The following is a 25,478-nucleotide window of genomic DNA, read 5'->3' as shown; positions in this document are numbered from 1 at the left end:
GTCCGGGCAGGTGCCCGGGCAAAACCCGTGGAGGCATAACCGGAGAAAGACGGAAAGATGAGCGTTCCTACGTTTACAATGCGCCAGCTGCTTGAAGCTGGTGTCCATTTCGGCCACCACACGCGCCGCTGGAACCCGAAGATGGAAGAGTACATCTTTGGCGTTCGAAACAATGTTCACATTCTCGACCTGCAGCAGACGGTTCCGCTTCTGTATCGCGCTCTGTCCGCGATCCGCGACGTCACCGCATCCGGTGGCCGCGTGCTCATGGTCGGCACCAAGCGCCAGGCTGCTGACGTGATTGCCGAGACCGCGTCCAAGACCGGTCAGTATTACGTCAACCACCGTTGGCTCGGCGGCATGCTGACCAACTGGAAAACCATTTCCAACTCGATCCGCCGCTTGAAAGAGCTGGAAGAGCGTTTCGGTGAAGGCATGCAGGGCCTGACCAAGAAAGAGCAGCTCAACCTGTCCCGCGAGCGCGAGAAGCTTGACCGTTCTCTCGGTGGCATCAAGGAAATGGGTGGCCTTCCGGATATCATGTTCGTGATCGACACCAACAAGGAACAGCTTGCCATTCAGGAAGCTAACACGCTGGGTATTCCGGTCGTGGCCATTCTGGACAGCAACAGCGACCCGAAGGGCATCAGCTATCCGATCCCGGGTAACGACGATGCGATGCGCGCCGTTTCGCTCTATTGCGAGCTGGTTGGCAACACGGTCCTCGCTGGCCTGCAGGAAGAAATGATGGCTTCCGGCGTTGATGTCGGCGAGTCGGAAGAAGCTCCGGTCGAGCCGGTGGTTGCAGCCGTTGCTGAAGCTCCGGCTGCTGAGCCGGCTGTTGAAGCGCCGGCGGAAGCCGCTGCTGAACCGGCCGAAAAGGCTGCTGACGCGGCGCCGACGGAAACCGCAAGCGCCTAAACCGCTCCGGTTTGCTAGATTGTTAGTGATGGCGGCGGCACGCGAGGGCGGGGCCGCCGCCGTTACGAGATAGGTTCGAAAAGTTACGATTGTTTGACAGGCCCGCCGGCCTCGACAGAGGTGCGGACGGCATGAGCAACGAAAAGAGGAAGACGATGGCTGTCACCGCTGCGATGGTTAAGGAACTGCGCGAGAAGTCCGGCGCGGGCATGATGGATTGCAAGAAGGCGCTTGGCGAAACCGACGGCAATATCGAAGCCGCGATCGACTGGCTGCGGACCAAAGGTCTTGCCGCTGCCGCCAAGAAGTCCGGCCGCGTGGCTGCCGAAGGTCTGGTCGCGGTTGCGACCGAAGGCACCAAGGGTGCTCTGATCGAGGTCAATGCGGAGACCGATTTCGTTGCCCGCAACGCCGATTTCCAGGGGTTCGCATCAACGCTTGCTGGCCTCGTTCTTGCCAAGGGCGACGATGTCGACGCGCTGAAAGGTATTGCCTATCCGGAAACCGGCCGCACCGTCGAAGAGCAGTTGACCCACAACATCGCCACCATCGGCGAGAACATGAGCATCCGCCGCGCCGCGACGATCTCTGTCTCCAACGGCGTTGTTGTTCCCTACGTTCATAACGCGGTCGTGCCGGGCCTCGGCAAGATCGGCGTGCTGATCGCGTTGGAATCGTCTGCTGACGCCGGCAAGCTTTCCGAGCTTGGCAAGCAGCTCGCCATGCATGTCGCCGCGACGTCCCCGCAGAGCCTCTCCGTCGACGATCTCGATCCGGAGCTGGTCGAACGTGAGCGTGCCGTTCTCGTGGATCAGGCGAAAGCCTCCGGCAAGACGGAAGAGATCGCCCAGAAGATGGTCGAGGGCCGGATCCGCAAGTATTATCAGGAAGTCGTTCTGCTTGAGCAGACCTTCGTGATCGACAACGAGAACAAGGTCTCCAAAGTCATCGAGAATGCCGCGAAGGAACTCGGTACCGAGGTGAAGCTCGTCGGCTTCCGTCATTTCGTGCTTGGCGAAGGCATCGAAAAGGAAGAAGAAGACTTTGCGGCCGAAGTGGCAGCCACACTGGGCAGCTAATCGGCAAGATGGGACCTGAAATTATACAGGGGAGAGCAGCGTGACGGCGATCGAACAAGGTCAGGAGCCGCCGGCTCCCAAGTATAAACGGGTTCTGATGAAAATATCGGGTGAAGCCCTGATGGGCGAACGGGCCTACGGCCTTGACCCCGAAATGGTCTCCCAGGTCGCGAACGAGATTAAATCCGTTTGGGACCTGGGCGGCGAAGTCTGCGTCGTCATTGGTGGCGGGAACATCTTCCGCGGCGTCTCCGCTGCCGCCAAGGGGATGGAGCGAGCCACCGCCGATTATATGGGCATGCTGGCGACGGTGATGAACGCGCTTGCCATGCAGAGCGCGCTCGAAGGCATCGGTGTTCAGTGCCGGGTGTTGTCTGCGCTGCCAATTTCCGCCGTGGCCGAGCCCTATATTCGCCGCCGGGCTGTTCGCCACATGGAAAAACGCCGTGTGGTGATTTTCGCCGCCGGTACCGGCAACCCGTTCTTCACCACAGATACCGCTGCCGCGCTGCGGGCCTCCGAGATGGGCTGCGACGCGATGCTGAAGGCTACCAAGGTCGATGGCGTCTACGATGCCGATCCCGCTATCGCCAAGGACGCGGTGCGCTATGATCACCTGACCTATATGGATGTTCTGTCGAAGGACCTCAGGGTCATGGATGCATCGGCGATCTCGCTCGCTCGTGAGAATGGTATTCCGATCCTTGTCTTCTCGATAGAGAATGTGGGAGCTTTTGCGGATGTCATCCGCGGACGCGGTACCTTCACAATCATAAGCGAGAAGGCTGAATAGAAAATGTCTGAAGGACCCGATCTCGACGATCTGAAGCGCCGCATGGATGGCGCAATTTCCGCTCTGGACAAGGAATTCCAGGGGCTCCGAACCGGCCGGGCATCAGTTAATCTGCTGGAGCCGATCATGGTCGAAGCCTATGGCTCCAAGATGCCGATCAATCAGGTCGGCACTGTCGGTGTGCCGGAGCCGCGCATGCTGACCGTCCAGGTCTGGGACAAAAGCATGACCAAAGCGGTTGAGAAGGCCATTCGCGAGTCCGATCTCGGTCTTAACCCGCAAGTCGACGGCCAGTTGCTGCGTATCCCGCTGCCGGATCTTTCCGAAGAGCGCCGCGCGGAACTTGCCAAGGTTGCCGCGAAATATGCCGAGTCTGCGCGTATCGCCGTGCGCAACGTGCGCCGCGACGGTATGGACAGCCTTAAAAAAGCCGAAAAAGACGGCGATCTTTCCCAGGACGAAAAGCATCTCTACGAAGAAGAGGTGCAGGAGATGACCGACAAGTTCGTCTCCCGTATCGACGATGCGCTCGGGTCCAAGGAAAAGGAGATCATGCAGGTCTGACCGATGGCTGAATCTGACGCACAACATCAACCAAAACACCCGCGTCATATCGCCATCATTATGGATGGCAATGGCCGTTGGGCGAACGCGCGAGGGCTGCCACGTACGGTAGGCCATCAGCGTGGCGCGGAATCGGTGCGACGCACCGTCGAGGCCTCGATCGATCTCGGGATCGGCTATCTAACGCTGTTCGGGTTCTCATCGGAGAACTGGAAACGGCCGAAGGTGGAAGTTCTCGACCTTATGGGGCTGCTGCGTCGATATCTGAAGAGTGAGATCGCTGAGCTGCATGAAAAGGGCGTCAGGTTCCGCGTGATTGGTGACAGGGCGCGGCTGGATAGCGATATCGTCAAATTGATCGATCAGGCTGAAGGTCTGACCAAGGCGAACGACCGTCTGGTACTGACGATCGCCCTGAGCTATGGCGGTCGTGACGAGATCGCCGGTACGGCGCGCCGGCTGGCGCAACTGGTCGCCGACGGGACGCTGAAACCTGATCAGATCAACGAGCAGATGTTTGGTGAAACGCTGGAGACGGTTGGTATTCCCGACCCGGATCTGCTGATCCGTACCAGTGGAGAGAAGCGTATCTCCAATTTCATGCTCTGGCAGTGCGCCTATTCTGAGTACGTGTTCCTGCCGACGCTGTGGCCTGATTTCGGCAAGGACCAACTGAGTGAAGCCATAGACGAATTCTGTCAGCGGGACCGGCGCTTCGGCGCGGCCGTCGGCTGACCCGGGGATGCCGGGCCCAGTTAACGACCCGGCGCCTGATGGTGTTGGCTCCGGAACCAAGCAGCCCGCGGCTCTATCCGGACGCTCGCGGGAACTTGTCCTGAGGGTCGTCTCATCGCTCGTCATCCTGCCGCCTATCATCCTGCTGTTCTGGATTGGAGAGCTTTATTTTCTGGCTCTCGTGGCGCTTCTGGCTGCCGCGATGGCGTGGGAATGGTGCAGTCTGGTCTCGCCGGACAGCTCATCGACGATACGCCGTCTTTCGGGGCTTTCTGCTGCCGTGCTCGTTGGAGCGGCCGCTTGTAGCCTCCAGCAACCGGAGGCCTTGTTTCTGCTTGGCGCGTTGCCGCTGATCTATGCAGCTGCGGTTCGCTTGGTGACCGGAACCTGGATACTGAAGCTGCTGCCGGGCCTGCTCATCGCGTTCTGCCCCGCATTCGCCATCTACTGGGTCAGGGAAATGCCTGATCTCGGGCTTGAAACCGCCCTTTGGCTGGCGCTCTCGGTGGTTGTCACAGATGTTGCAGCCTACGCCGCCGGTAGAACCATTGGCGGTCCGAAAATCTGGCCGCGTGTCAGCCCGAACAAGACTTGGGCGGGACTTATCGGCGGAATGGCGGGAAGCGCGGGCTTCGGCGCACTGTTGGCGCTGAGCCTTGAGCAGGCGCCTGGTCTTGTGGCTCTCGCAGGGGCGGTGATCGCCATCGTCGCGCAAGCCGGTGACTTCGCCGAATCAGCCCTGAAGCGGTATTTCAATGTAAAGGACTCCGGGCGCCTAATACCGGGGCATGGTGGCATACTTGACCGGGTCGATGGTCAGGTCACCGTTCTGCCGTTGGCGGCGGCCCTGATGCTTCTCTCCGGGAAGAGCATACTGCTCTGGACATGGCCCTAAGGCGACATGCTGAAAACGACTGACAAAATGCAGGATCAGCAACGCAAGTCTGTCTCCATCCTCGGTGCCACAGGCTCCGTCGGAGGCAGTACGGCGGACTTGCTGCTGGCAAATCCGGATTGTTTCTCCGTCGCGGCCCTTACTGGTGGCCGTAACGTCAAGCGTCTGGCGGAACTCGCGCGCATGCTGAAGCCCGGATTTGTCGCGATTGCCGATCCGGATGCATATGCAGACCTGAAGAGTGCCTTGTCCGGAACCGGGATCGAGGTTGCTGCCGGGGACGCGGCGGTCTGTGAGGCTGCTGCCCGTCCGTCCGATTGGGTCATGGCTGCCATTGTTGGATGCGCCGGCCTGTTGCCGACACTGACGGCGGTCCGGCGGGGCGCGACGGTCGCTCTGGCAAACAAGGAATGCCTGGTTTCCGCCGGAGATATCATGATGCGCGAGGTTGAGGCCTCGGGCGCCACGTTGCTGCCGGTCGATTCCGAGCATAACGCGATCTTTCAGGTGTTCGAGCAGCACCGGCGCAAGTCTATCGACAAGATTGTGCTGACAGCCTCCGGCGGCCCGTTCCGCAATGCGTCCCTGGCGGAGATGGGCCTGAAGACGCCCGAGGAAGCAGTGGCGCACCCGCAATGGAGCATGGGTGCCAAGATCTCGGTCGATTCCGCGACCATGATGAACAAGGGTCTTGAGGTCATCGAGGCCGCGCATCTGTTTGATCTGGACGTGGACCGGATCGATGTTCTGGTTCACCCCCAGTCGATCATACACAGCATGGTGGCCTACGCGGACGGCTCGGTGCTGGCGCAGCTCGGCATGCCGGACATGCGAACGCCGATTTCCTACGCGCTGGCTTGGCCCGAGCGGATGGAGACGACTGTCCAGAAGCTCGACCTTACCGAGATCGCCAAACTGACTTTCTTTGCGCCGGACATGGAGCGTTTCCCGGCTCTGGCTCTGGCGCGCGACGCTTTGCGAGTCGGCGGGGCGCAACCCGCTATTCTGAATGCGTCCAACGAAATTGCCGTTGAGGCCTTCCTGGAAAAGCGTCTGACTTTCACGGGAATTGCGGAACTTGTCGGCGAGGCATTGCAGGCCGTAAACGTCGGCATTCCGCGGACAATCGATGATGTGATCGCCCTTGATCTGGACGTCCGGGCTCGAGCCAGGGCGCTGATTTCGCGCGGCCGACCAACATCGACAAACGGGCTCATATCCAAGAGCGCCATTGAGATTGACGCTAAGCGTCTCTAAATAGAACCAATCGTAACAATTCGTTCTGAGGATCGCCGTCGCTATGGAATTTCTGACCGGTTTCGCTGGAAGCCTGATCCCATTTTTGCTGATCCTCACGGTTCTGGTTTTCGTCCATGAAATGGGGCACTACTGGGTCGCGCGCCGCAACGGTGTGCGGGTTGAGGTGTTCTCTGTCGGGTTCGGGCCGGAGCTGTTCGGCTGGAACGACAAGCACGACACCCGCTGGAAGGTCTCGGCCATTCCGCTGGGTGGTTATGTGAAGATGTATGGCGACGCGGATCCCGCCAGCGCCACATCCGAAGGCCTTGAAGAGATGACGCCGGACCAAAAGGCGGTGTCCTTCCACTACAAGAGCGTCGCGCAGCGCATTGCCATCGTTGCAGCCGGTCCGGCCGCGAACTTTATTTTCGCAATTGTCGTTCTGGCGGGTCTGTTCATGGTTGTAGGCCAGCGCTATGCGCCGGCGACGATCGACGAGGTCATGCCGGACAGTGCGGCCGCTGCTGCCGGGCTTGAGGCTGGAGACCGTGTGTTGGAGATCGCCGGGACCGAGGTCACCCGTTTCGGAGATCTGCAGCTTGTCGTGCGCGAGAATCCCGGCACGGCGCTGCCAATGATCGTGCAGCGTGGCGAGACGGAACTCAACCTGACCATCACACCGAAAGAGATCGTCACCGAGGACCGCTTCGGTAATGCGCTCAGGTTCGGTCAGCTTGGGGTGCGCAGCAACAATGTCGCCATGATCAAGCATGGCCCGCTGGACGCGCTCTGGAGTGCGACCGTCGAGACGTACAGCATGACGGCACAGACGCTGCGTGCCGTCGGCCAGATGATCACAGGCTCCCGTGGGACGGAAGAACTTGGTGGGCCGATCAAGATCGCTCAGATGTCGGGTGAAGTGGCAAAGCAGGGGTGGGACACGACCTTCTGGTTCATGGCAGTGCTTTCCGTCAATCTCGGCCTGATCAACCTTTTCCCGATCCCGGTGCTCGACGGCGGTCATCTCGTATTCTACACGGCGGAAGCGATTCGAGGCCGGCCCCTGAATGAGCGGTTCAGGGAATATGCATCCGTGGCGGGGCTGTCTCTGGTCATTGCACTCATGGTGTTCGTCACCTGGAATGACATTGTCAGCAATTCATTCGTACAGAAAATTGGTGAGATTTTCGGCTGACTCTGGGCATGCCGGGCGCAGCACTCCGTAAGTTTTCGAATTATCAACGGAATCACAGGTTTAATGCGTGTTCCAACCAGTCTATAGTCCGCCACCGGAATGACCTTCACAGGGTTTGATAAGTGTTTGCGGAGTTTGATGTGTCGGCACGACTGACGCTTGCCCGTTTCTTTGCGGCCGTAGCCGTCCTCTCGGTCGGAATCTTTGGGACTCCGTATCTGCCGGGCGGCATCTCGCCCGCGGCGGCGCAGACCATGCAGGTCGATGAGATCGAGGTGGTCGGAACCCAGCGCGTGGACCCGGAAACGGTACGCTCCTACATGACCGTCAAGGTTGGCGACACTGTCGATGCCGCCACGCTCGACCGTTCCCTGAAAGCGCTTTTCGGAACCGGCCTGTTCGCTGATGTCAGTCTCCGCCCGGCTGGCCGGCGTATCACCGTGACCGTGGTCGAGAATCCGGTGATCAACCGGATTTCCTTCGAGGGTAACAAGCGGATCAAGGACGAAGAGTTGGGGCGCGAGGTTGAGCTGCAGCCGCGCCGCGTTTTCACCCGGACCCGCGTCCAGCAGGATGTTCAGCGTATTCTGGATGTCTATCGTTTGAGTGGCCGCTTTGCCGCCACGGTCGAACCGAAAGTCATTCAGCTTGAGCAAAATCGTGTCGATCTGGTGTTTGAGGTCGATGAGGGGCCGCTGACCCGGATCCGGTCGATCTCCTTTATCGGCAACAAGGCTTTCAGCGACTCCAAGCTGCGCGATGTCATTATGACAAAGGAATATGCCTTCTGGCGTATTCTGACGACCACGGACACCTATGATCCTGACCGTCTCAGCTTCGATCGCGAGCTCCTCCGCCGGCATTATCTGAGCGAAGGCTACGCGGACTTCAAGGTCGTCAATGCCGTTGCCGAACTGACGCCGGACAAGAAGGATTTCGTTGTCACCTTCACGATGGAGGAAGGCAACCAATACAGCTTTGGCAAGATGGACTTCGACATCCGCCTGAAAAATGTCGAGGAAGAGGCGCTGCGTCCGCTGGTCCAGCTGGTGCCCGGCGAAACCTACAACGCTGATGAAGTCGATGATGCCGTCGATAGAATCGTCGATTATCTCGGCACCCTCGGTTTCGCCTTTGTAGATATCCGCCCGCAGCCGCATCAGGATGTCGAAGGCAAAACGGTCGGCATTACCTTCTTCATCGGTGAGGGGCCGAAGGTTTTCGTCGAGCGGATCGATATCGAAGGCAATGTGCGGACGCTTGACCGGGTTGTTCGACGGGAATTCCAGCTCGCCGAAGGCGATGCTTTCAACACGTCGAAGATGCGCCGGTCCAACAGGCGGATCCGTAATCTCGGCTTCTTCAAGTCTGTGGACGTGAAGAACCGCGAAGGCTCTCAGCCTGACAGAACGATCATTACTGCTAGCGTCGAGGAGCAGTCGACCGGGGAAATCTCTTTCGGTATCGGCTTTTCGACTGTGGATAGCGTGATCGGCGATATCGGGATACGGGAGCGCAATCTGCTCGGCCGGGGGCAGGACCTTCGCCTTAAATTCTCTGGGTCGCTCACCCGCCAGCAATTCGACATAGGCTTCACTGAGCCGTATTTCCTGGATAGGGACGTCGCTGCGGGCTTCGATCTGTTCAGGATTGTTCGGGATGAAACAGACGACAGTTCCTTCAAGGAAGAGAGCAGTGGGTTCCGCTTGCGCGCGGGTTACGATCTTGGCGAAGATATCCGCCACTCCGTGAACTATCTGTTTAAGGCCACCGAGATCCGGGATGTTGAAGACGACGCGTCGCGTTTTGTCAAAGACCAGGAAGGCTCTCAAACAGTCTCCCAGGTCGGCCATACCCTATCCCTCGATACCCGGGATAGCCGGAGCGATCCTACGGATGGTTATTTTGCGAGTCTTTCTAACGATCTCGCCGGTTTGGGCGGCACAGTCGCGCATTTCCGGACCACGCTCAAAGGGTCCTATTACGTTCCGCTGATCGACGATTATGTTCTTGGCCTGATCGGCGAGGGTGGGCATATCGTCGGGTTGGATGACGATGTCGGGATTGCAGAGAGGTTCTTTGTCGGCGGTAACAACTTCCGTGGCTTTGCCCGGAACGGTATTGGCCCGCGCGACAGCACCAGCGATGATGCGCTGGGTGGTAATACGTATTATGTCGGTACCGCCGAAGTCGGTTTCCCTCTTGGGCTGCCCGGTGATCTTGGGATCAAAGGGTTTGTTTTCACCGATGTAGGGTCGCTTTTCGGAATCGATGAGAGTGGGTCGGAAATTATCGACAGCACGAGTTTGCGTGCGTCCGTTGGAACGGGGCTGTCCTGGGCCACGGCTTTTGGATTGATCCGCGTCGACGTGGCGCAAGCAATATTGAAGGACGATGCTGATGATACTGAAATCTTTAGGTTCAGTTTCGGAACGCGCTTCTAGAGCCCTCGCGGGGGTTGTTCTCGCGGTTTCACTGACAGCCGCAGTCGCCGTCTCGCCGGCAGGCGCGCTCGACAAGATAGAGCCGGTCGGCGTCGCGGTTGTCGATGTGCAGCTCATCATGCGCCAGTCCGATGCGGCAAAGGATATCCGCGAGCAGGTGGAAACACGCCGGAAAGCCTACGAGAAAGATTTCCAGCAGCGTGAAACAGCTGTGCGGGAGGCGGAAAAAGCCCTGGCGCAGCAGCAGGCGATTCTCGCCAATGAAGTTTTCCAGGCGCGTGTCCGCGAGCATCAGCAGAATATCGCGGCTCTGCAGCGTGACGGACAGGGGATGAAGCGCCAGCTGGACCAGGCCTATGCCCGCGCGAATGGCAATGTCCGGCAGGTCATGATCGAGATCGTTGCTGAAGTGGCCGGCGAGGTCGGTGTCGGGTTGGTCATGTTCAAGAACCAGATTTTCCTCGGCGACCGCAAGATCGATATTACCGAAGAGATCATGAAGCGGCTTAACGAGAAGCTGCCGAAGGTCGAGGTGACTTTCGCGGAAACGCAGAACTAGAAACGATTGATGCCGCCCGATGCCTGACACGAGATTTTTCAGAAAATCAGGAACATATTCGGCGACCGAGCTGGCCGAGCGTGTTGGCGGGGAGCTGCTTAATTGTCCTGATCCGGACATGGTGATCGCGGATATCGCTTCCGTTGAGGAGGCGACGGCCAGCGATATTTGTTTCGTTGAGAATCGTCGCTATGTCGGTGCCTTGGCGTCTTCCGCAGCGGCAGTCTGCATTCTTCCGCGCAATATTGCGGATCGTGCTCCAGACGGGCTTGCCCTGATTGTGAGCGACAGGCCGCGTCGCGCCTTCGCCAAAATCGCCACCCTGTTCTATCCGGAAGAGCGCCCGGTCACCGGCGTTGCACCAACCGCGTCAATCGACGGGGCGGCGACGATCGGAGAAGGCTGTTCCATTGGTCCGGGATCTGTGATCTCAGCCGGTGCAATGCTCGGCGACGGCGTATCGGTCGGGGCCAACGCAACAGTTGGTGAGAATGTCGAGGTGGGAGCGGGGACCGTTATTGGCGAAAACGCGTCGCTCTCCCATTGTCTGATTGGGGCACGGGCGGTGATCTATCCCGGCGCCCGGATCGGAACCTGTGGTTTCGGATTTGAAGTAGACGAAGCCGGCGTTATCAAGATGCCCCAGCTTGGCCGGGCGATCATCGAGGATGATGTCGAAATCGGCGCAAACAGCTGTGTCGATCGTGGGAGCGGGCCTGATACGGTCATTGGTCGCGGGACCATGATTGATAATCTCGTCCAGATCGGCCACAACGTTCAGGTTGGCAAAGGCTGTATTATTTGCGGTCAGGTCGGTATTGCCGGAAGCACGAAAATCGGGAATTACGTAGTTCTCGCGGGACAGGTCGGCTTGGCCGGTCATCTCGAACTCGGCGATGGTGTGCAGGTCGCAGCGCAGTCCGGTGTCACGAGCACGACCGCGCCGGGGGAGAAAATCGGCGGATCGCCGGCCGTGCCAATAAGAGAATTCCGCCGCCAGGTGGCTGCTATCAAGTCCCTGGGGCGACGCAACAAAGATCTGGAGAAATGATGGGCGCCGCAGATACTGAAGTCGGAACGGCTGTCGAAACCGATATCGACGTGAACCGGGTGATGGAGCTTATTCCGCACCGGTATCCGTTTCTGATGGTGGACAAGATCGAGGAAATCGAACTCGGCGTGAAAGCGGTCGGGGTCAAGAATGTCTCGATCAACGAGAATTTCTTCCAGGGTCATTTCCCGACCCGTCCGGTCTTTCCGGGTGTCCTGATTATCGAAGCGATGGCGCAAACCGCCGGTTGCCTTGTCGTGGCCACCCTGGGCAAGGAAGCGGAAGGCAAGCTGGTCTATTTCATGACCATCGACGATGCTCGTTTCCGCAAGCCCGTGGTGCCTGGCGACCAGATCAAGATCCACGTGGAGAAAGCGAGAAACCGGGGACCGGTCTGGAAATTTACAGGTGCGGCGAAAGTCGACGATGTACTGGTCGCCGAGGCGACATTCTCCGCGATGATCGTGGATCAATAGAGGATGACATCGCAAGAGCGCAGCATCCACCCGACCGCGATTATTGATAAAGCTGCAGAGATCGGCTCCGGAGTCGAGATCGGCCCATATTGCGTCATCGGCCCGAACGTCGTTCTGGGAGACAGCTGCCGCCTGCATGCTCATGTAGTCCTTGATGGCCGGACCAGCATCGGCGCGGAAACAGAGATTTTTCCGTTCTCGTCCATTGGGCAGATTCCCCAGGACCTGAAGTATGGCGGAGAGCCGTCCGAGCTGGTGATCGGTGCGCGGAATGTGATCCGCGAGCATGTCACTATGAATATTGGCACCGAAGGCGGCGGAATGATGACCCGGGTGGGAGACGGCTGCCTGTTCATGGCCGCTTCTCACGTGGCTCACGACTGCATCGTCGGTGACAATGTCATCCTGGCAAACAACGCGACCCTGGCGGGGCATGTGACTGTCGGCGAGTACGCCATCCTCGGCGGGCTCAGCGCCGCGCGGCAATTCGTGCGCATTGGCAAGCACGCCATGATTGGCGGCCTTACCGGCGTCGAGAATGATGTGATCCCGTTCGGGACCGTGATGGGCGACCGTGCGCGGCTGTCCGGACTGAACCTGATTGGCCTGAAGCGTCGTGGTTTCACTCAGGAGCAGATCGCCGAATTGCGCAAGGCCTACAGGTTGCTGTTCGCGGACGAAGGGACGTTCCAGGAACGTGTGGACTCCGTTGCACGCGAATTCGGCGATCATGAAGCCGTGGCGGATATCATCGATTTCATCCGCTCTACCAGCAGTCGCGGTGCAATCTGCCAGCCTGGCAGGACCTGAGACCGGATATGCCGAAGCTTGGAATTCTCGCTGGCGGCGGGGTGCTGCCTCGCCGTATTGCTGAACGTCGGCTGAGCGACGGTGACGGTGTCTTTGTAATCGCCTTTGAAGGGCAAACCGATCAGGCGACCGTTGAAGGCCTCGATCATGCCTGGGTGCGTCTGGGGGCCACGAGTTCCACTCTGCAGCAGCTGAAGCAGGCGTCCGTCGAGGAAGTCGTGCTGGCTGGCCCAATGCGCAGGCCGGCATTCTCGGACATGTCTCTCGATATGCGGTCGGCCAAGATGCTGGCCCGCGCCGGACGCAAGGCATTTGGCGACGATGGTTTGCTCTCCGTCATTATCGAAGAACTCGAAAGCGATGGTTTCCGAGTGGTCGGTATCGACGATGTGCTTGGCGGTTACCTGATGCCGGCAGGTACGATTACTCAACATGTTCCCGACGAAGCCGCCGAGTTTGATATCGCGCGCGGCAAGGCCGTGCTGGAAGCCCTGAGCCCGGCTGATGTCGGACAGGCGGTCGTCGTCCAGGAAGGTCTGGTACTGGCCGTGGAAGCTGTCGAAGGGACTGACGCGATGATTGCCCGGACCGCGGAGCTGAAGCGAGACAGTGCCCAAGGGCCGGTTCTGGTCAAAATGCGCAAGCGCGGCCAGGAACGCCGTGCGGATCTGCCGACAATCGGCCCAGATACGGTGCGTGGTGCTGCCGCCGCCGGATTTCGCGGAATTGCGGTTGAGGCCGGGGCGACCATTCTTGTCGACCGCGAGCTGGCAATTGACATCGCGAATCAAGCAGGTTTGTTCCTCGCGGGAATCGAAGGTCTTCGGGAGTTGGAACTGTGACGGAGACTGCGGAGCGCACGCCGCTGGTTTATATCGTCGCCGGTGAAGCGTCAGGCGACGTGCTTGCGGCCGGCCTGATGAAATCGCTTAAAAAAATGACGGGCGGCCGGGTGCGTTTCGCCGGTGTTGGCGGAGACCGGATGGCGGCAGAAGGTCTGACCAGCCTTTTCCCCAATTCGGAAATGGCGGTGCTAGGGGTCTTCGAGGTCCTTCCGCATGCCCCGAAGCTGCTTCGGCGCATCAGTCAGACCGTCGACGATATCCTGAAGCTGCAGCCGGATGTGCTGCTGACGGTCGATTCCAAAGGTTTCAACCTGCGTGTGCAGAAACGACTCTTCAAGCGTCGTGCCGCGGGTCAGAACGTTCCCTTTCCGTTGCTGCATATGGTGGCTCCGACTGTCTGGGCCTGGCGGCCGGGCCGGGCGAAGGTGATCTCGACGTTCCTCGATGAGCTGCTCGTCTTGTTTCCGTTCGAGCCGCCCTATTTTGAGGAGCACGGGCTCAAGACCACATTCGTCGGGCATCCGGCATCGATGCAACCGGATGGCGACGGTGCCCGCCTGCGCGCACGAACCAGAATTCCGCCGAAGGTGCCGGTTCTTGGTGTTCTGCCGGGCAGCCGTGCGGGTGAAGTGCGCCGGTTGCTCCCGAGTTTCGGCGAGACCGTAAGGCGCCTGGCTCCGCGTTATCCTAATATGCGTGTCGTGATTCCAACCGTTCCAGGCGTCGCTGACATGGTTCGGGAAGGGGTGAAATCCTGGCCCTTGCAGCCGGTCATTCTGGAAGATGCCGAAGATAAATACGACGCGTTCTCTGCCATGAATGCGGCGTTGGCTGCTTCCGGAACGGTCACTCTTGAGTTGGCGCTTGCGGGCGTTCCGACTGTTGTCGGCTACAAGGTCAATCCGCTCTCCGTGCCGATTGGACGGATGCTTGTCAACATGGACGCGGTGGTACTGGCGAACTGGATTTTGAAGCGGCCGGTCCAGCCCTTTTTCATGCAGAATAACTGCACGCCGGAGGCGCTGACCGTCGCCGTCGCTCGGCTGTTCGATGACAGCAAGGCGCGGGGGGAAAGCATCGCCGCCGGACAGGCGCTGCGCGAGGTTCTCGGGACAGGTGACATTGCGCCGTCTGACAGGGCGGCCCTGGCTGTGGCGAAAGCGGCTGGCATTAAGGTTCCCGAGTTTCCTCAGCCGGCCTGAGTTCCTTCAGTTGGATTGATAGGCGGGGCTTTATGCTCCGCGACCGCTAAAAGAAAACGGCGGCGCTTTCGCGCCGCCGCTTCAAATCCGAAACTTGAATTTTAATCAGCGTTTGTCGAGCGGGACAAACGGACGCTCGGTCGGGCCAGTGTAAAGTTGGCGCGGGCGGCCGATTTTTGCCTGCGGATCCTCGATGCTTTCCTTCCACTGCGCGACCCAGCCCGTGGTCCGGGCAACGGCGAACAGGACGGTGAACATGGAGGTCGGGAAGCCCATCGCCTTCAGCACGATGCCAGAATAGAAATCGACATTCGGGAACAGCTTGCGGTCCACGAAATACGGGTCTTCCAGCGCAATTTTCTCGAGCTCCATCGCCAGTTCCAGCAGGGGATCGTCGACGCCGAGGATTTCCAGCACCTCGTGACAGCTTTCCTGCATGACCTTGGCGCGCGGGTCGTAGTTCTTGTAGACCCGGTGACCGAAGCCCATCAGACGGAACGGATCGTCCTTGTCCTTCGCCTTTGCGATGTACTCCTTGATATTGTCCTTGTGGCCGATCTCGTTGAGCATCGTCAGCACGGCTTCGTTCGCGCCGCCATGTGCCGGGCCCCAGAGAGAGGCGATACCGGCTGCGATGCAGGCAAACGGGTTGGCGCCAGAGGAACCGGCCAGACGGACGGTCGAGGTGGATGCGTTCTGCTCATGATCGGCATGCAGGATGAACAGGCGGTCCATTGCCTTGGCCAGGACCGGGTTCATCTCGTATTCCTCGGCCGGGACCGAGAACATCATGTGCAGGAAGTTTTCGGCGTAGCCGAGGTTGTTTTTCGGATAATTGAACGGCTGGCCGATGGAGTATTTGTACGCCATGGCGGCCAGGGTCGGCATCTTCGCGATCAGACGGAAGGACGCCACCATGCGGGCGTGCTCGTCATTGATGTCCGTGGAATCGTGATAGAAGGCGGATAGGGCGCCGACGACACCGCAAAGGATGGCCATCGGGTGCGCATCCCGGCGGAAGCCGCGATAGAAGTTGCTGAGCTGCTCGTGCACCATCGTGTGATAGGTCACGTCGTGATCGAACTTGGCCTTCTGTTCCTTGTTCGGCAGATCGCCGTTCAGCAGCAGATGGGCAACCTCGAGAAAGGAACAGTTGGCAGCCAGATCTTCGATCCGATAGCCGCGATGGAGCAGAATGCCCTTGTCACCGTCGATATAGGTCAGGCCGGACTCACAAGAGCCGGTCGAGGTGAAACCGGGATCATAGGTAAAATGATCCGTCTGGGCGTAGAATTTACGGACATCGACCACGTTTGGGCCGACCGATGCGTGCAGGACTGGAAGGTCGTAGCTCTTGCCGGTCTGATTATCGGTGAGTGTAAAGCTGCCGGTGTTTGATTTAGTCATCCTGAGCTTCCCTTAGTTCTTGTTGGGCGGCTGCCCCGCATCCCCCTGGGGCACATTTGGGGCAACGTGCCGCTTAATCGCGGCGGATATTAGTCTCTATTGTGCAGTGCCGCAAACCGCCTTGAGCCGGGCCAAGGTTTCTGCGCGTTCCAGAACAGCGGCAACCTCGAAGATGCCCGGCGAAACAGTTGATCCCGTTAGCGCAGCGCGCAGCGGTTGGGCAAGTTTTCCGAGTTTGATATCGGCTTTTTCGGCAACGGTGCGGACGGCTTGCTCAATGGCTTCCTCGTTCCACTCCGGAATCGCTTCGAGATCGGCGGTGAGAGCTGCTAGGTGGCTAAGAGCTTCTTCCGTTAGAAGATTTCTGGCCTTTTCCGTGAAAGTCAATGGCACGGCCGCAGTATAGAACGCGGCATTCTCAGTCAGCTCAACCATGGTTTTAGCGCGTTGTTTAAGGCCGTTCATGCCTTTAAGAATCCGGCTGCGGCCTACCTCGTCGACGTCGCCGAGACCGGCGATGACGAGTCCGGTCAGCCGTTCGTTATCGGCTTCGCGGATATAATGGCCATTCAGATTTTCCAGTTTGGCAAGATCGAAACGGGATGGAGAGCGGCCGACGGCTTCCAGAGTGAACCATTCAATGGCCTGCGCAGAGGAGATGATCTCATCGTCGCCGTGACCCCAGCCAAGGCGAAGCAGATAATTTTTCAAGGTTTCCGGCAGATAGCCCATCTCCCGGTAGGCATCCACGCCGAGCGCGCCATGGCGCTTTGACAGCTTGGCGCCGTCGGCACCGTGAATCAGCGGGATATGGCCGAATTCCGGAACGTCCCACTCCATTGCGCGGTAAAGCGCGGCCTGGCGGAAAGCGTTGTTCAGATGGTCGTCGCCGCGCAGCACATGGGTGATGCCCATATCATGGTCGTCGACGACCACGGACAGCATGTAGGTCGGGGTGCCGTCGCCACGCAGCAGCACGAAATCGTCAAGCTGCTCGTTTTGCACGGTGACGTCGCCCTGGATATGGTCTGACAGAGTTGTCTCGCCTTCCAGCGGGGCCTTGAGGCGGACAACCGGGGCGACGCCCGCAGGTGCTTCCGACGGATCGCGGTCGCGCCACATGCCGTTGTACCGCATCGGTTTTCCGGCCGCCTTCGCCTCTTCGCGCATGGTCTGGAGTTCTTCCGGGGTGCAGTAGCAGTAATAGGCCCGGCCCTTGGCGACCAGTTCCTTGGCCACTTCCGCATGACGCTCCAGTTGGGCTGACTGATAGACCGGCTCCTCGTCGCCAAGCAGGCCTAGCCACGCGAGACCGTCGAAGATTGCCTGCACCGCTTCGGGTGTGGAGCGTGCCTTGTCTGTATCCTCGATCCGGACCAGATATTTTCCGCCCGTGTGCCGCGCATAGAGCCAGTTATAGAGCGCGGTCCTTGCGCCACCGATATGCAGGAAACCGGTTGGCGACGGGGCAAAACGCGTTACGACGGACATGGAGCTGTTTCTCGTGATTTTGTTGGGCAAAGGGTGAGCCCCGGCCATCTCGGCCTTTGGGCGCGGGGCTATGTAGCACATTGACCGGTGCAGTGCGAGATTGGACAGCGACGGGAGCTGTCTTGCGTCGGGGGCTTCGGGCCGGGCAGGACTGGCTGGCAGGTGTCGTGGCGCAAAACCGACCGCGTGCCGGGCTCTGGCTGCCCGTTGCGTTCGGCGCCGGTATTTTCAGCTATTTCGAGTTGCTGACTGAGCCGCCTCTCTATGTAGGCCCGGCGCTGTTTGGTTTCCTTGCGTTGCTGTTGGCGATCACAAGGCGCTCCGTGGTTTGCGTCTTTTGTCTGATACCGTTGCTGGCTGCTGTCGCCGGGTTCTCGGCAGCGCAATTCAGGACATGGCAGGTCGCCGCCCCGGTCCTGAAGCGGGAAATCGCGATTTCTCTCACCGGGATGGTGGAGGAAGTGCGGGCCACCTCACGGGGGGAGAGGTTGATCGTCCGTGTGGAGCAGTTTGGCCGGATTGCGCTGGAAGACCGGCCCGGCCGGGTGAGGCTGCTTTTGCTGAAACGGGACAGGGCGCCGTCTGCCGGCTCGCGGATCACGGTCTTTGGGCGTTTCAGACCGACGCCTCCGCCGGTCGCTCCCCATGCCTTTGATTTTCAAAGAGCGCTCTATTTTGGGGGAGTCGGCGCCGTCGGCTTTGCCCTTGGGCCGTTGACCGTGGAGGCTGCGGGGGAGGTGCCTCTGTCTGGCAGGCTCTCGGCTCTTCGCAGTGATCTTTCGGAGCGAATCAGATCCCGGCTTCCGGGAGATACCGGTGCGCTTGCCGCCGCGCTTCTTGTTGGGGACCGGGACTGGATCTCCGAGGGTGCGACTGAGGCCATGCGGGATGCGGGTATTGCCCATCTGCTCGCCATCTCGGGGTTGCATATGGGGCTGGTTGCCGGGTGTGTGTTCTTCTTCATCCGCCTGCTGTTAAGCCTCCACCCAGCGATAGCGCTGCGCTGGCCAACGAGAAGAATGGCGGCGACGGGCGCAATCCTGTTCGCGACGGTCTATCTGTTGTTGTCCGGCGCGTCCGTGCCGACGCAGCGCGCCTATGTCATGACAGTGGTCGTGCTAATCGGGGTCGTGATCGGCCGGCGGGCAATTTCCATGCGCCTGATTGCCTCCGCCGCCGCGATCATCATGGCGGCGCGTCCCGAATATGTCCTGGGCGCCAGCTTCCAGTTGTCTTTCGCCGCAGTTATTTGCCTCGTTGCCATCTACGAGACCGGTACGTGGAGCATGTATCCGGCGCGTGGCCAACTTTTTGGCGGATTTACCCGGCATGTCGGGTTGCTTGCACTGAGTTCCTTTGTTGCCTCAAGCGCCACATTGCCGTTGGCACTCTATCACTTTCAGAAAGCCGCACTTTACGGCGTTGCGACCAACTTGCTTGCTGTTCCGGCCGCTAGCCTGTGGATTATGCCGTTCGGTGCGGCGGCGCTGATCCTAATGCCATTCGGGTTTGAGGGACTGGCGCTGGTACCGATGGGTTGGGGGATAGACGGCGTTCTTCAGCTCGCCAGGGTCGTCCAGGGCTGGCCGTATGCGACACACGCTGTTGCGGCGGCTCCTGGTTGGGTCATGGGCCTCACGGCCTTCTCGGGGCTTTGGTTGTGCCTGTCGCGTGGACGTATACGGTTCGGTGCCGTTCCGGTTCTTGTTGTGTGCATGGGCGTACTTGTGGCGTCTCCCTGGGTTCCGCCAACACTGGTCATTGCGGATCGGGCCAAGATGGTCGGTGTGTTTTCAGGAGCGGGGATAGTCTCGACGTCAAGACATTCGGGGTTTGCTGTCGATGTCTGGCGTCGTCGTGCGGGAGTGTTGGACGCGCAAGGAGATGAGCCGGCCGCGCCATCCCGGTTCCATTGTGACAGTCTGGGCTGCGCGATGGACGCACCGCGGATCGGTTCTGTTGCCTGGTCCTCCGATGCGCAATCTCTTGCGGAGGATTGCCGGCGGGCGGACATTCTTGTGACCCGGGTAAGAGTGCCGGATATCTGTCCGATGCCGCGGCTGATCTTAGGGCCAAAGCAAATCAGGGCTGGCGGCTCAATTGCAATCTGGCTGGATAAACCCGTGCCAAAAGTTGTATACTCAAGGCAGATACAGGGAAACAGGCCTTGGTCACGCGGAATTGCGCGTAGCCGCAATAAAACAAATTGAATTTTAGTGCGAAAAAAGCGATAACTTTACATAAATTCAATGAGCCTGTTTCGTAGACTGCGATTTACAGAAGGGTGAAGCGCTGGTGTCGGATACTTTAAAAAAACGAGCCCTGAACATTCTGGCTGACTCGGTATCTGATGTTGTTGGCACCAAGAACCTTGCCTATATCGCGATCAAGAAAGCTTCCGACGAAGAAGGCAACCATGCCCGCCATGAATGGGCTACTTCTGTGTTCGACCAGATTCCGCTGACCAACCGGCGAGAGATCAAGAGCGTCGCGATCAACAAGGCGCAGGAAGAACGGCGTCACGTCCTTTCCGTCCGGGCACGGAACAAGCCGCAGGCGGAGGTGAAGATCGCCGATCTCGGTGTGATCTGGGGCTCGAACGCCGGCTAGTCGCCGGACTTAATATTTCCTCATCAATCCGACAAGACTGCCTTGGATCCGGACCTGGTCCGGGCCGAATATACGTGTTTCGTAATTCGGGTTGGCAGGCTCCAGAGCGATCGCGTGCCCGCGCCGGCGCAGACGTTTCAGTGTAACTTCGTTCTCATCGACAAGGGCGACAACGATACTGCCGTTATCGGCCGTATCCCCGCGTTTGATGATCACTGTATCGCCGTCGAGAATTCCGGCATCGACCATGGAATCACCGGAAACCTCAAGCGCGTAATGATCACCCGCCCGGATCATGGAGCCCGGAATGCCGATGCGCGCACTATTGTCGCGCAGGGCTTCAATTGGCGTGCCGGCGGCGATCCGACCCAACATGGGAAGATCGATCATCTCTTCATCTGAATGCGTTGCTGCCTGTTCCGGAGCGGGGGGGGCCGTTTCCTCGACATCCCGTGAGGCGCGGGCAAAATTACCGGGGATGACATTCGGGGTGAACCCACGGCTGGCCGGACGGTCGAGCGCAGCCGGATGCGTTACAGCCGCCTGGGTCGGAGCCGCTGCGCTTGAATCGGGCGTGCGCAGTATTTCAAGCGCCCGGGCCCGGTGTGGCAGGCGCCGGATGAAACCGCGTTCCTCCAGCGCCGTGATCAGTCGGTGAATACCAGACTTGGATTTCAGGTCTAGTGCATCCTTCATTTCATCGAAGGAGGGAGAGACGCCGTCTTCTTCCAGACGTTTCTGGATGAACAGCAGTAGTTGGTGCTGCTTTTTGGTGAGCATCGGAGACTCCCGCACTGGTTCCGTTAAGAACAAAAGATAAACATTTGAAATGTTCTACTTTGGTTCTTGTCTGGCGTCAAGCCTTTGGTCGAGCGGGGAGATCAGATCGAAATCGTCCCGATACCGAGGGGAAGAATGTTGACTTTAGTGCCCGCGGCAAGCGCCGGCCCGTGCGGCGGACGGATCAGCAGACAGTTCGCCTCAGCCAGCAGAGCCAGCATTGAGCTGTCCTGGCGCTCGAATATCTCGACCACGGCCTCGCCGTTTTCGTCCAGATGATACGTCGCGCGCAGATAGTCCTGGCGCCGGTCGTTTTCCTTTAGCGGCATGGCGAGGCGCGCTTTCAGGGTGCGGTTTTCCGGCTCGGCCCTGCCAAGCATGGCGGAGATAGCCGGACGCAGGAATACGGTGCCGCAGACGATAGTGGAGACCGGGTTGCCCGGCAGGCCGAGCAGCGGGGTGTCGCCGATATGACCGAAGATCAGCGGTTTGCCGGGGCGCATGGCGATCTTCCAGAAATCAAGCTCAAGCCCGCCGGGGCCGAACTTGTCGCTGCCGAGTGCGTGACGGACAAGATCGTGTTCGCCGACGGAGGCGCCGCCGGTCGTGATTAGAATGTCCGCGCCTCTGGCGCCACGTACCATGGCTTGCAGGCCCTCGACCGTGTCGGGAGCAATGCCGAGGATAGTCGGCTCGCCGCCACAGGCCCGCACCAGCGCCGCCAGAGCATAACTGTTCGAGCTAACAATCTTGTTCGGCCCTGTTGGATCGCCCGGCCGGATGATCTCGTCGCCGGTTGGCAGGATGGCAACGCGCGGTTTCCGGCGCACTTCGATCCAGGGCACGTTCATGGCGGCGGCCATGCCGATATCACGGGCGGTCAGAACCCGTCCGGTCTTGATCCGGATATCGCCCTCACGGAAATCGAGCCCCGCCGGGCGCACATAGGCGCCGGTTCTGGTCGCTTCGGTAACCTCAAGTGTGGCCCCGTCTTTTTCTGCGCTGGCCTTCACGTCTTCCTGAATGACGATGGTGTCGGCGCCATGAGGCACCGCGCCGCCTGTGAAAATGCGGACCGCCTCACCTGGGCCGACCGTACCCTCGAAGATATGACCGGCGGGGGCCGTCCCGATCCGTTTCAGTCTGGCGCCCTTTTCGGCCACGTCTAAGCCGCGCACGGCATAGCCGTCCATCGCCGAGACAGCTTCCGGAGGTTGTGTGCGTCGCGCCGCGATATCCGCGGCGGCGGTGCGCCCGTGTGCGTCCGTCAGCGGCACGTCCTCGGCTGGCATCACCGGCATTGCGGAGAGGATGCGGCTTAGCGCTTCCTCGACCGGCAGCAGATCATTCGGCATGCCAGTCTCCGGATTTGCCGCCCGCCTTGTGAATGAGGCGGATATTCTCGAGCTTCATCCCTCGGTCCACGGCTTTGCACATGTCATAGACGGTGAGTCCGGCGACACTGACGGCGGTGAGCGCCTCCATCTCGACACCGGTGCGGCCCTTGAGCTTGCAGGTCGCAGAGATATCGACGGCATTGCGGTCGGTATCGCAGGTCAGCTCGACCTTGACTGAGGTGAGGGAAAGCGGATGGCAAAGCGGGATCAGGTCCGGTGTCTTCTTCGCGCCCATGATGCCGGCGAGACGGGCGACGGAAAGCACATCGCCTTTCTTCACGCCACCATCGACGATCAGTTTCATGGTTGCCGGGGCCATAGTCACCGTACCGGCCGCCGTGGCGGTGCGCTCTGTGATTTCCTTGTCGCCGACATCGACCATGGCGGCATTGCCGCGCTCGTCGAAATGGGTCAGTTCGCTCATCTTCTGTTCCGTATGCCTTTAGGGGGCCGGGCGCTCAGGCAACTGCCGGCACTGGATCGTTCAGCAGGATTGCAGTGGCGCGCCGAACATCCTCCTGCCGCATCAGGCTTTCGCCGACCAGGAAGCAGCGGGCGCCAACGGCCGCCATGCGGGCAAGGTCGGCCGGCTCATTGAGACCGCTTTCTGATATCAAAAGCCGGTCCGAGGGTACCCGCGCGGCCAGTTCTTCGGTCGTCGCGATATCCGTCACCATGGTCTTGAGGTTTCGGTTGTTGATGCCGATAAGCGGTGATTTCAGTTCGAGAGCCCGGTCGAGTTCCGCGCCGTCATGCACCTCGATCAGCACATCCATACGGAGCTCGGTTGCCAGCGCTTCAAGCTCGGCCGCTTGCGCGTCTTCAAGTGCCGCCATGATCAGCAGGATGCAATCGGCACCCAGCGCGCGGGACTCCCATATCTGGTAAGGGTCGAGCATGAAGTCCTTGCGCAGGACCGGAAGTGTGACCGTGTTCCGGGCAGCGATCAGATAGTCGTCATGGCCCTGGAAATAGGGCATATCGGTCAGCACGGAGAGACAGGTGGCGCCGCCACCTGCATAGGCTTCCGCGAGGCGCGGGGGATCGAAATCGGCGCGGATCAGCCCTTTGCTGGGAGAGGCTTTCTTGACCTCTGCGATCAGTCCGTAGCCGACCCGGGAAGCCCTCTTCAGGGCAGAGCCGAAACCGCGGGGCGCCGAAGCCTCGTCGACGCGTGCCTTCAGCTTTCCTACCGGCCTGGCGGCCTTGCAGGCAGCGATATACTCGCGCTTGTCCGCGCAGATCTTTGCGAGGATGTCAGTCATGGGCTACCGCCTCGTTGAGGGAATTTGTGACTTTGATGAGTGCCTCGAGTTTGGCCAGTGCCTTGCCGCTGTCGATGGTCTCGGCAGCCAGGGCGACACCGTCTTTTAAAGTGGAGACCTTCTCGGATACCATCAGAGCGGCTGCGGTATTGAATAGCACAACGTCGCGATAGGCGCCGGGCTGACCTTCCAGAAGGGCGCGCAGAGCCTTCGCGTTTTCTTCCGGGGCACCGCCCTTGAGATCTTCCGGCTTGGCCAGCGGCAGGCCGGCATCTTCGGGCGAGATCTCGAAGGAGCGGACCTTGCCGTCTTCCAGCGCGGAGACATAAGTGGGGCCGGTTGTGGTGATTTCATCGAGGCCGTCGGAGCCGTGCACGACCCAGGCCCTTTCGGAGCCGAGTTTGCCGAGCACCTGCGCCACCGGTTCCACCCATTCGCGGGCAAAGACACCGACAAGCTGGCGCTTCACGAAGGCCGGATTGGAGAGCGGGCCGAGCAGGTTGAAGATCGTCCGCGTGCCGAGTTCGACGCGGGTGCCGCCGACATGGCGCATGGAGGAATGATGACGGGGGGCCATCAGGAAGCAGATACCGGCTTCGTTGATGGCCTTTTGCACCAGGCTCATGTCGCACTCGTTGTTGATACCGAGCGCGCTCAGCACGTCGGCAGCTCCGGTGCGGGAGGAGAGGGCGCGGTTGCCGTGCTTCGCAACAGGCTGACCCGTACCGGCCAGCACAAAGGCACTGGCGGAGGAGATGTTGTAGGTCTTCGCGCCGTCCCCGCCGGTGCCGACCGTATCCATGGCATTGGCGGGAGCGCTGATACGAAGTGCTTTCGCTCGCATTGCCTTCGCGGCGCCAGTGATCTCCTCGACGGTTTCGCCTCGGACCCGCAGCGCCATCAGGAAACCGCCCATCTGCGCCGGTGTGGCGTTGCCCGACATGATGATGTCGAATGCGGTCTCGGCCTGTGCTTCCGACAGCGAAGCGCCAGTCGCCACGTGCCCGATCAGCGACTTCATGTCCTGGATGTCGCCGGTCATGTCCCGGTTTTCCGCAATTCTGATTCAAGTTGTTCCAGCGGCTTCAGCGGCTCGACATTGACGCCGGAGATCCGCAAGAAGTTCTGCAGGAGTTTGTGTCCATGCTCGGAGGCGATGCTTTCCGGATGGAACTGGACGCCATGGATCGGCAACTCGCGATGCTGCAGCCCCATGATCATGCCGTCCTCGGTCTCGGCGGTAATTTCGAGACAGTCCGGCAAGGTCGCCCGGTCGACGACCAGCGAGTGATAGCGGGTCGCATCGAACGGACTTGGCAGGTCCTGGAAAACGCCTTTATTCGTATGGGTGACGGCGCTGATCTTGCCGTGCATCGGTACCGGACCGCGGGTGATCTTGCCGCCAAAGGCCTGTCCGATAGACTGTAGCCCGAGGCAAACACCGAACACGGGAACCTTTCCGGCGGCGCGCTCGATCAGCTCCAGGCAGATGCCTGCACTGTCCGGATCGCGCGGGCCCGGCGACAGCACAATGCCTTGCGGGTTCAGTGCCATCGCCTCGTCGGTGCTGATCTGGTCGTTACGGTGTACAACTACCTCCACGCCCAGCGACCCGAGGAAGTGCCAGAGGTTGTAGGTAAAGCTGTCGTAATTGTCGATAAGTATGAACATTTTCAGACTTTTATCGAATTGTGTTGAAGTAAGATCGGAGGCTCTTCTA

The 25,478-nt window shown here is 59.9% G+C and carries 25 protein-coding genes; 17 read left to right on the top strand and 8 right to left on the bottom strand.

The features are described 5' to 3' along the window. Window positions 1-57 precede the first annotated feature (57 nt). The 15 genes from rpsB (at window position 58) to lpxB (ending at window position 14,808) form a co-directional block, all read left to right on the top strand. Entirely contained in the window at window positions 58-921 is an 864-nt protein-coding gene (gene rpsB / locus VOI22_RS07135; protein WP_323795837.1) for a 30S ribosomal protein S2, read from the top strand. Window positions 922-1,052: 131 nt separating this feature from the next. Next, window positions 1,053-2,000: a translation elongation factor Ts gene (tsf, locus tag VOI22_RS07130; RefSeq protein ID WP_416366102.1), complete on the top strand. Its 948-nt coding sequence runs from the start codon at window positions 1,053-1,055 to the stop codon at window positions 1,998-2,000. Window positions 2,001-2,040: 40 nt separating this feature from the next. Further along, a complete protein-coding gene (gene pyrH / locus VOI22_RS07125; RefSeq protein WP_281169426.1) occupies window positions 2,041-2,793 on the top strand; it encodes a UMP kinase in 753 nt (250 codons plus the stop codon). A gap of 3 nt (window positions 2,794-2,796) precedes the next feature. Beyond that, the gene (gene frr, locus VOI22_RS07120; RefSeq protein ID WP_028464739.1) at window positions 2,797-3,357 is read left to right on the top strand and encodes a ribosome recycling factor; all 561 of its coding nucleotides are present in this window, start codon (window positions 2,797-2,799) and stop codon (window positions 3,355-3,357) included. Between the two features lie 3 nt (window positions 3,358-3,360). After that, entirely contained in the window at window positions 3,361-4,092 is a 732-nt protein-coding gene (locus tag VOI22_RS07115; protein ID WP_323795836.1) for an isoprenyl transferase, read from the top strand. A 7-nt stretch (window positions 4,093-4,099) separates the two neighbouring features. Then, a complete protein-coding gene (locus VOI22_RS07110; protein ID WP_323795835.1) occupies window positions 4,100-4,987 on the top strand; it encodes a phosphatidate cytidylyltransferase in 888 nt (295 codons plus the stop codon). Window positions 4,988-4,993: 6 nt separating this feature from the next. Beyond that, window positions 4,994-6,244, top strand: coding sequence for a 1-deoxy-D-xylulose-5-phosphate reductoisomerase (locus tag VOI22_RS07105; RefSeq protein ID WP_323795834.1), 1,251 nt, complete (start codon window positions 4,994-4,996; stop codon window positions 6,242-6,244). Between the two features lie 43 nt (window positions 6,245-6,287). Then, window positions 6,288-7,421, top strand: coding sequence for an RIP metalloprotease RseP (gene rseP / locus VOI22_RS07100; RefSeq protein ID WP_028464742.1), 1,134 nt, complete (start codon window positions 6,288-6,290; stop codon window positions 7,419-7,421). Window positions 7,422-7,561: 140 nt separating this feature from the next. Continuing rightward, entirely contained in the window at window positions 7,562-9,865 is a 2,304-nt protein-coding gene (bamA, locus tag VOI22_RS07095; protein ID WP_323795833.1) for an outer membrane protein assembly factor BamA, read from the top strand. Further along, window positions 9,822-10,424 carry an OmpH family outer membrane protein gene (locus VOI22_RS07090; RefSeq protein WP_323795832.1) on the top strand — a complete coding sequence of 201 codons (603 nt, stop codon included), beginning with the start codon at window positions 9,822-9,824 and terminating at the stop codon, window positions 10,422-10,424. The genes bamA and VOI22_RS07090 overlap by 44 nt, the downstream gene beginning before the upstream one ends. Window positions 10,425-10,443: 19 nt before the next feature. Further along, window positions 10,444-11,475, top strand: a complete 1,032-nt coding sequence (gene lpxD, locus VOI22_RS07085) for a UDP-3-O-(3-hydroxymyristoyl)glucosamine N-acyltransferase (RefSeq protein WP_323795831.1) — start codon at window positions 10,444-10,446, stop codon at window positions 11,473-11,475. Beyond that, on the top strand, window positions 11,472-11,951 hold the full coding sequence (fabZ, locus tag VOI22_RS07080; protein ID WP_416366101.1) for a 3-hydroxyacyl-ACP dehydratase FabZ: 480 nt from the start codon (window positions 11,472-11,474) through the stop codon (window positions 11,949-11,951). Before lpxD ends, fabZ begins: the two co-directional genes overlap by 4 nt. 3 nt (window positions 11,952-11,954) lie before the next feature. Then, the gene (lpxA, locus tag VOI22_RS07075) at window positions 11,955-12,761 is read left to right on the top strand and encodes an acyl-ACP--UDP-N-acetylglucosamine O-acyltransferase (RefSeq protein ID WP_323795829.1); all 807 of its coding nucleotides are present in this window, start codon (window positions 11,955-11,957) and stop codon (window positions 12,759-12,761) included. Between the two features lie 8 nt (window positions 12,762-12,769). Continuing rightward, complete coding sequence (locus VOI22_RS07070; protein WP_323795828.1) at window positions 12,770-13,603, top strand: LpxI family protein; 834 nt, start codon at window positions 12,770-12,772, stop codon at window positions 13,601-13,603. Further along, window positions 13,600-14,808: a lipid-A-disaccharide synthase gene (lpxB, locus tag VOI22_RS07065; RefSeq protein WP_323795827.1), complete on the top strand. Its 1,209-nt coding sequence runs from the start codon at window positions 13,600-13,602 to the stop codon at window positions 14,806-14,808. Before VOI22_RS07070 ends, lpxB begins: the two co-directional genes overlap by 4 nt. Before the next feature lie 105 nt (window positions 14,809-14,913). Here the strand turns inward: lpxB and VOI22_RS07060 are convergent, their stop codons facing one another. Together VOI22_RS07060 and gltX are read right to left on the bottom strand one after the other, a co-directional pair. Continuing rightward, complete coding sequence (locus VOI22_RS07060) at window positions 14,914-16,215, bottom strand: citrate synthase (protein ID WP_028464748.1); 1,302 nt, start codon at window positions 16,213-16,215, stop codon at window positions 14,914-14,916. Window positions 16,216-16,311: 96 nt separating this feature from the next. Then, on the bottom strand, window positions 16,312-17,706 hold the full coding sequence (gene gltX / locus VOI22_RS07055) for a glutamate--tRNA ligase (protein ID WP_323795826.1): 1,395 nt from the start codon (window positions 17,704-17,706) through the stop codon (window positions 16,312-16,314). Window positions 17,707-17,828: 122 nt separating this feature from the next. On the opposite strand from gltX, the gene VOI22_RS07050 reads away from it, so the two are divergent. Then, a complete protein-coding gene (locus VOI22_RS07050) occupies window positions 17,829-19,916 on the top strand; it encodes a ComEC/Rec2 family competence protein (RefSeq protein WP_323795825.1) in 2,088 nt (695 codons plus the stop codon). 85 nt (window positions 19,917-20,001) lie between these two features. Next, window positions 20,002-20,316, top strand: coding sequence for a hypothetical protein (locus VOI22_RS07045; protein ID WP_323795824.1), 315 nt, complete (start codon window positions 20,002-20,004; stop codon window positions 20,314-20,316). A gap of 9 nt (window positions 20,317-20,325) precedes the next feature. Here the strand turns inward: VOI22_RS07045 and lexA are convergent, their stop codons facing one another. The 6 genes from lexA to VOI22_RS07015 form a co-directional block, all read right to left on the bottom strand. Then, window positions 20,326-21,096, bottom strand: coding sequence for a transcriptional repressor LexA (lexA, locus tag VOI22_RS07040; RefSeq protein WP_323795823.1), 771 nt, complete (start codon window positions 21,094-21,096; stop codon window positions 20,326-20,328). Window positions 21,097-21,197: 101 nt separating this feature from the next. Beyond that, complete coding sequence (gene glp / locus VOI22_RS07035) at window positions 21,198-22,451, bottom strand: gephyrin-like molybdotransferase Glp (protein ID WP_323795822.1); 1,254 nt, start codon at window positions 22,449-22,451, stop codon at window positions 21,198-21,200. Then, window positions 22,441-22,917 (bottom strand): cyclic pyranopterin monophosphate synthase MoaC, encoded by a 477-nt coding sequence (moaC, locus tag VOI22_RS07030; RefSeq protein ID WP_323795821.1) that lies wholly within the window; start codon window positions 22,915-22,917, stop codon window positions 22,441-22,443. Before moaC ends, glp begins: the two co-directional genes overlap by 11 nt. A gap of 34 nt (window positions 22,918-22,951) precedes the next feature. Continuing rightward, window positions 22,952-23,758: an indole-3-glycerol phosphate synthase TrpC gene (trpC, locus tag VOI22_RS07025; RefSeq protein ID WP_323795820.1), complete on the bottom strand. Its 807-nt coding sequence runs from the start codon at window positions 23,756-23,758 to the stop codon at window positions 22,952-22,954. Further along, window positions 23,751-24,800, bottom strand: coding sequence for an anthranilate phosphoribosyltransferase (gene trpD, locus VOI22_RS07020; RefSeq protein ID WP_323795819.1), 1,050 nt, complete (start codon window positions 24,798-24,800; stop codon window positions 23,751-23,753). Before trpD ends, trpC begins: the two co-directional genes overlap by 8 nt. Next, window positions 24,797-25,429: an aminodeoxychorismate/anthranilate synthase component II gene (locus VOI22_RS07015; protein ID WP_323795818.1), complete on the bottom strand. Its 633-nt coding sequence runs from the start codon at window positions 25,427-25,429 to the stop codon at window positions 24,797-24,799. Before VOI22_RS07015 ends, trpD begins: the two co-directional genes overlap by 4 nt. Window positions 25,430-25,478 lie beyond the last annotated feature (49 nt).

This window comes from Nisaea sp., assembly GCF_034670185.1.
Lineage (GTDB): Bacteria > Pseudomonadota > Alphaproteobacteria > Thalassobaculales > Thalassobaculaceae > Nisaea.
Note: the sequence above shows the minus strand (reverse complement) of the source record. Positions and strands in the feature narration are given on the sequence as shown.

Coding starts and splice junctions, on each gene's coding strand:
- trpD (WP_323795819.1), bottom strand. CDS start 24,800: ATGACCGGCGACATCCAGGACATGAAGTCGCTGATCGGGCACGTGGCG.
- rseP (WP_028464742.1), top strand. CDS start 6,288: ATGGAATTTCTGACCGGTTTCGCTGGAAGCCTGATCCCATTTTTGCTG.
- tsf (WP_416366102.1), top strand. CDS start 1,053: ATGAGCAACGAAAAGAGGAAGACGATGGCTGTCACCGCTGCGATGGTT.
- frr (WP_028464739.1), top strand. CDS start 2,797: ATGTCTGAAGGACCCGATCTCGACGATCTGAAGCGCCGCATGGATGGC.
- VOI22_RS07105 (WP_323795834.1), top strand. CDS start 4,994: ATGCTGAAAACGACTGACAAAATGCAGGATCAGCAACGCAAGTCTGTC.
- VOI22_RS07090 (WP_323795832.1), top strand. CDS start 9,822: ATGATACTGAAATCTTTAGGTTCAGTTTCGGAACGCGCTTCTAGAGCC.
- VOI22_RS07015 (WP_323795818.1), bottom strand. CDS start 25,429: ATGTTCATACTTATCGACAATTACGACAGCTTTACCTACAACCTCTGG.
- VOI22_RS07115 (WP_323795836.1), top strand. CDS start 3,361: ATGGCTGAATCTGACGCACAACATCAACCAAAACACCCGCGTCATATC.
- VOI22_RS07110 (WP_323795835.1), top strand. CDS start 4,100: ATGCCGGGCCCAGTTAACGACCCGGCGCCTGATGGTGTTGGCTCCGGA.
- moaC (WP_323795821.1), bottom strand. CDS start 22,917: ATGAGCGAACTGACCCATTTCGACGAGCGCGGCAATGCCGCCATGGTC.
- glp (WP_323795822.1), bottom strand. CDS start 22,451: ATGCCGAATGATCTGCTGCCGGTCGAGGAAGCGCTAAGCCGCATCCTC.
- fabZ (WP_416366101.1), top strand. CDS start 11,472: ATGATGGGCGCCGCAGATACTGAAGTCGGAACGGCTGTCGAAACCGAT.
- lpxD (WP_323795831.1), top strand. CDS start 10,444: ATGCCTGACACGAGATTTTTCAGAAAATCAGGAACATATTCGGCGACC.
- lpxA (WP_323795829.1), top strand. CDS start 11,955: ATGACATCGCAAGAGCGCAGCATCCACCCGACCGCGATTATTGATAAA.
- VOI22_RS07070 (WP_323795828.1), top strand. CDS start 12,770: ATGCCGAAGCTTGGAATTCTCGCTGGCGGCGGGGTGCTGCCTCGCCGT.
- gltX (WP_323795826.1), bottom strand. CDS start 17,706: ATGTCCGTCGTAACGCGTTTTGCCCCGTCGCCAACCGGTTTCCTGCAT.
- VOI22_RS07060 (WP_028464748.1), bottom strand. CDS start 16,215: ATGACTAAATCAAACACCGGCAGCTTTACACTCACCGATAATCAGACC.
- trpC (WP_323795820.1), bottom strand. CDS start 23,758: ATGACTGACATCCTCGCAAAGATCTGCGCGGACAAGCGCGAGTATATC.
- lexA (WP_323795823.1), bottom strand. CDS start 21,096: ATGCTCACCAAAAAGCAGCACCAACTACTGCTGTTCATCCAGAAACGT.
- rpsB (WP_323795837.1), top strand. CDS start 58: ATGAGCGTTCCTACGTTTACAATGCGCCAGCTGCTTGAAGCTGGTGTC.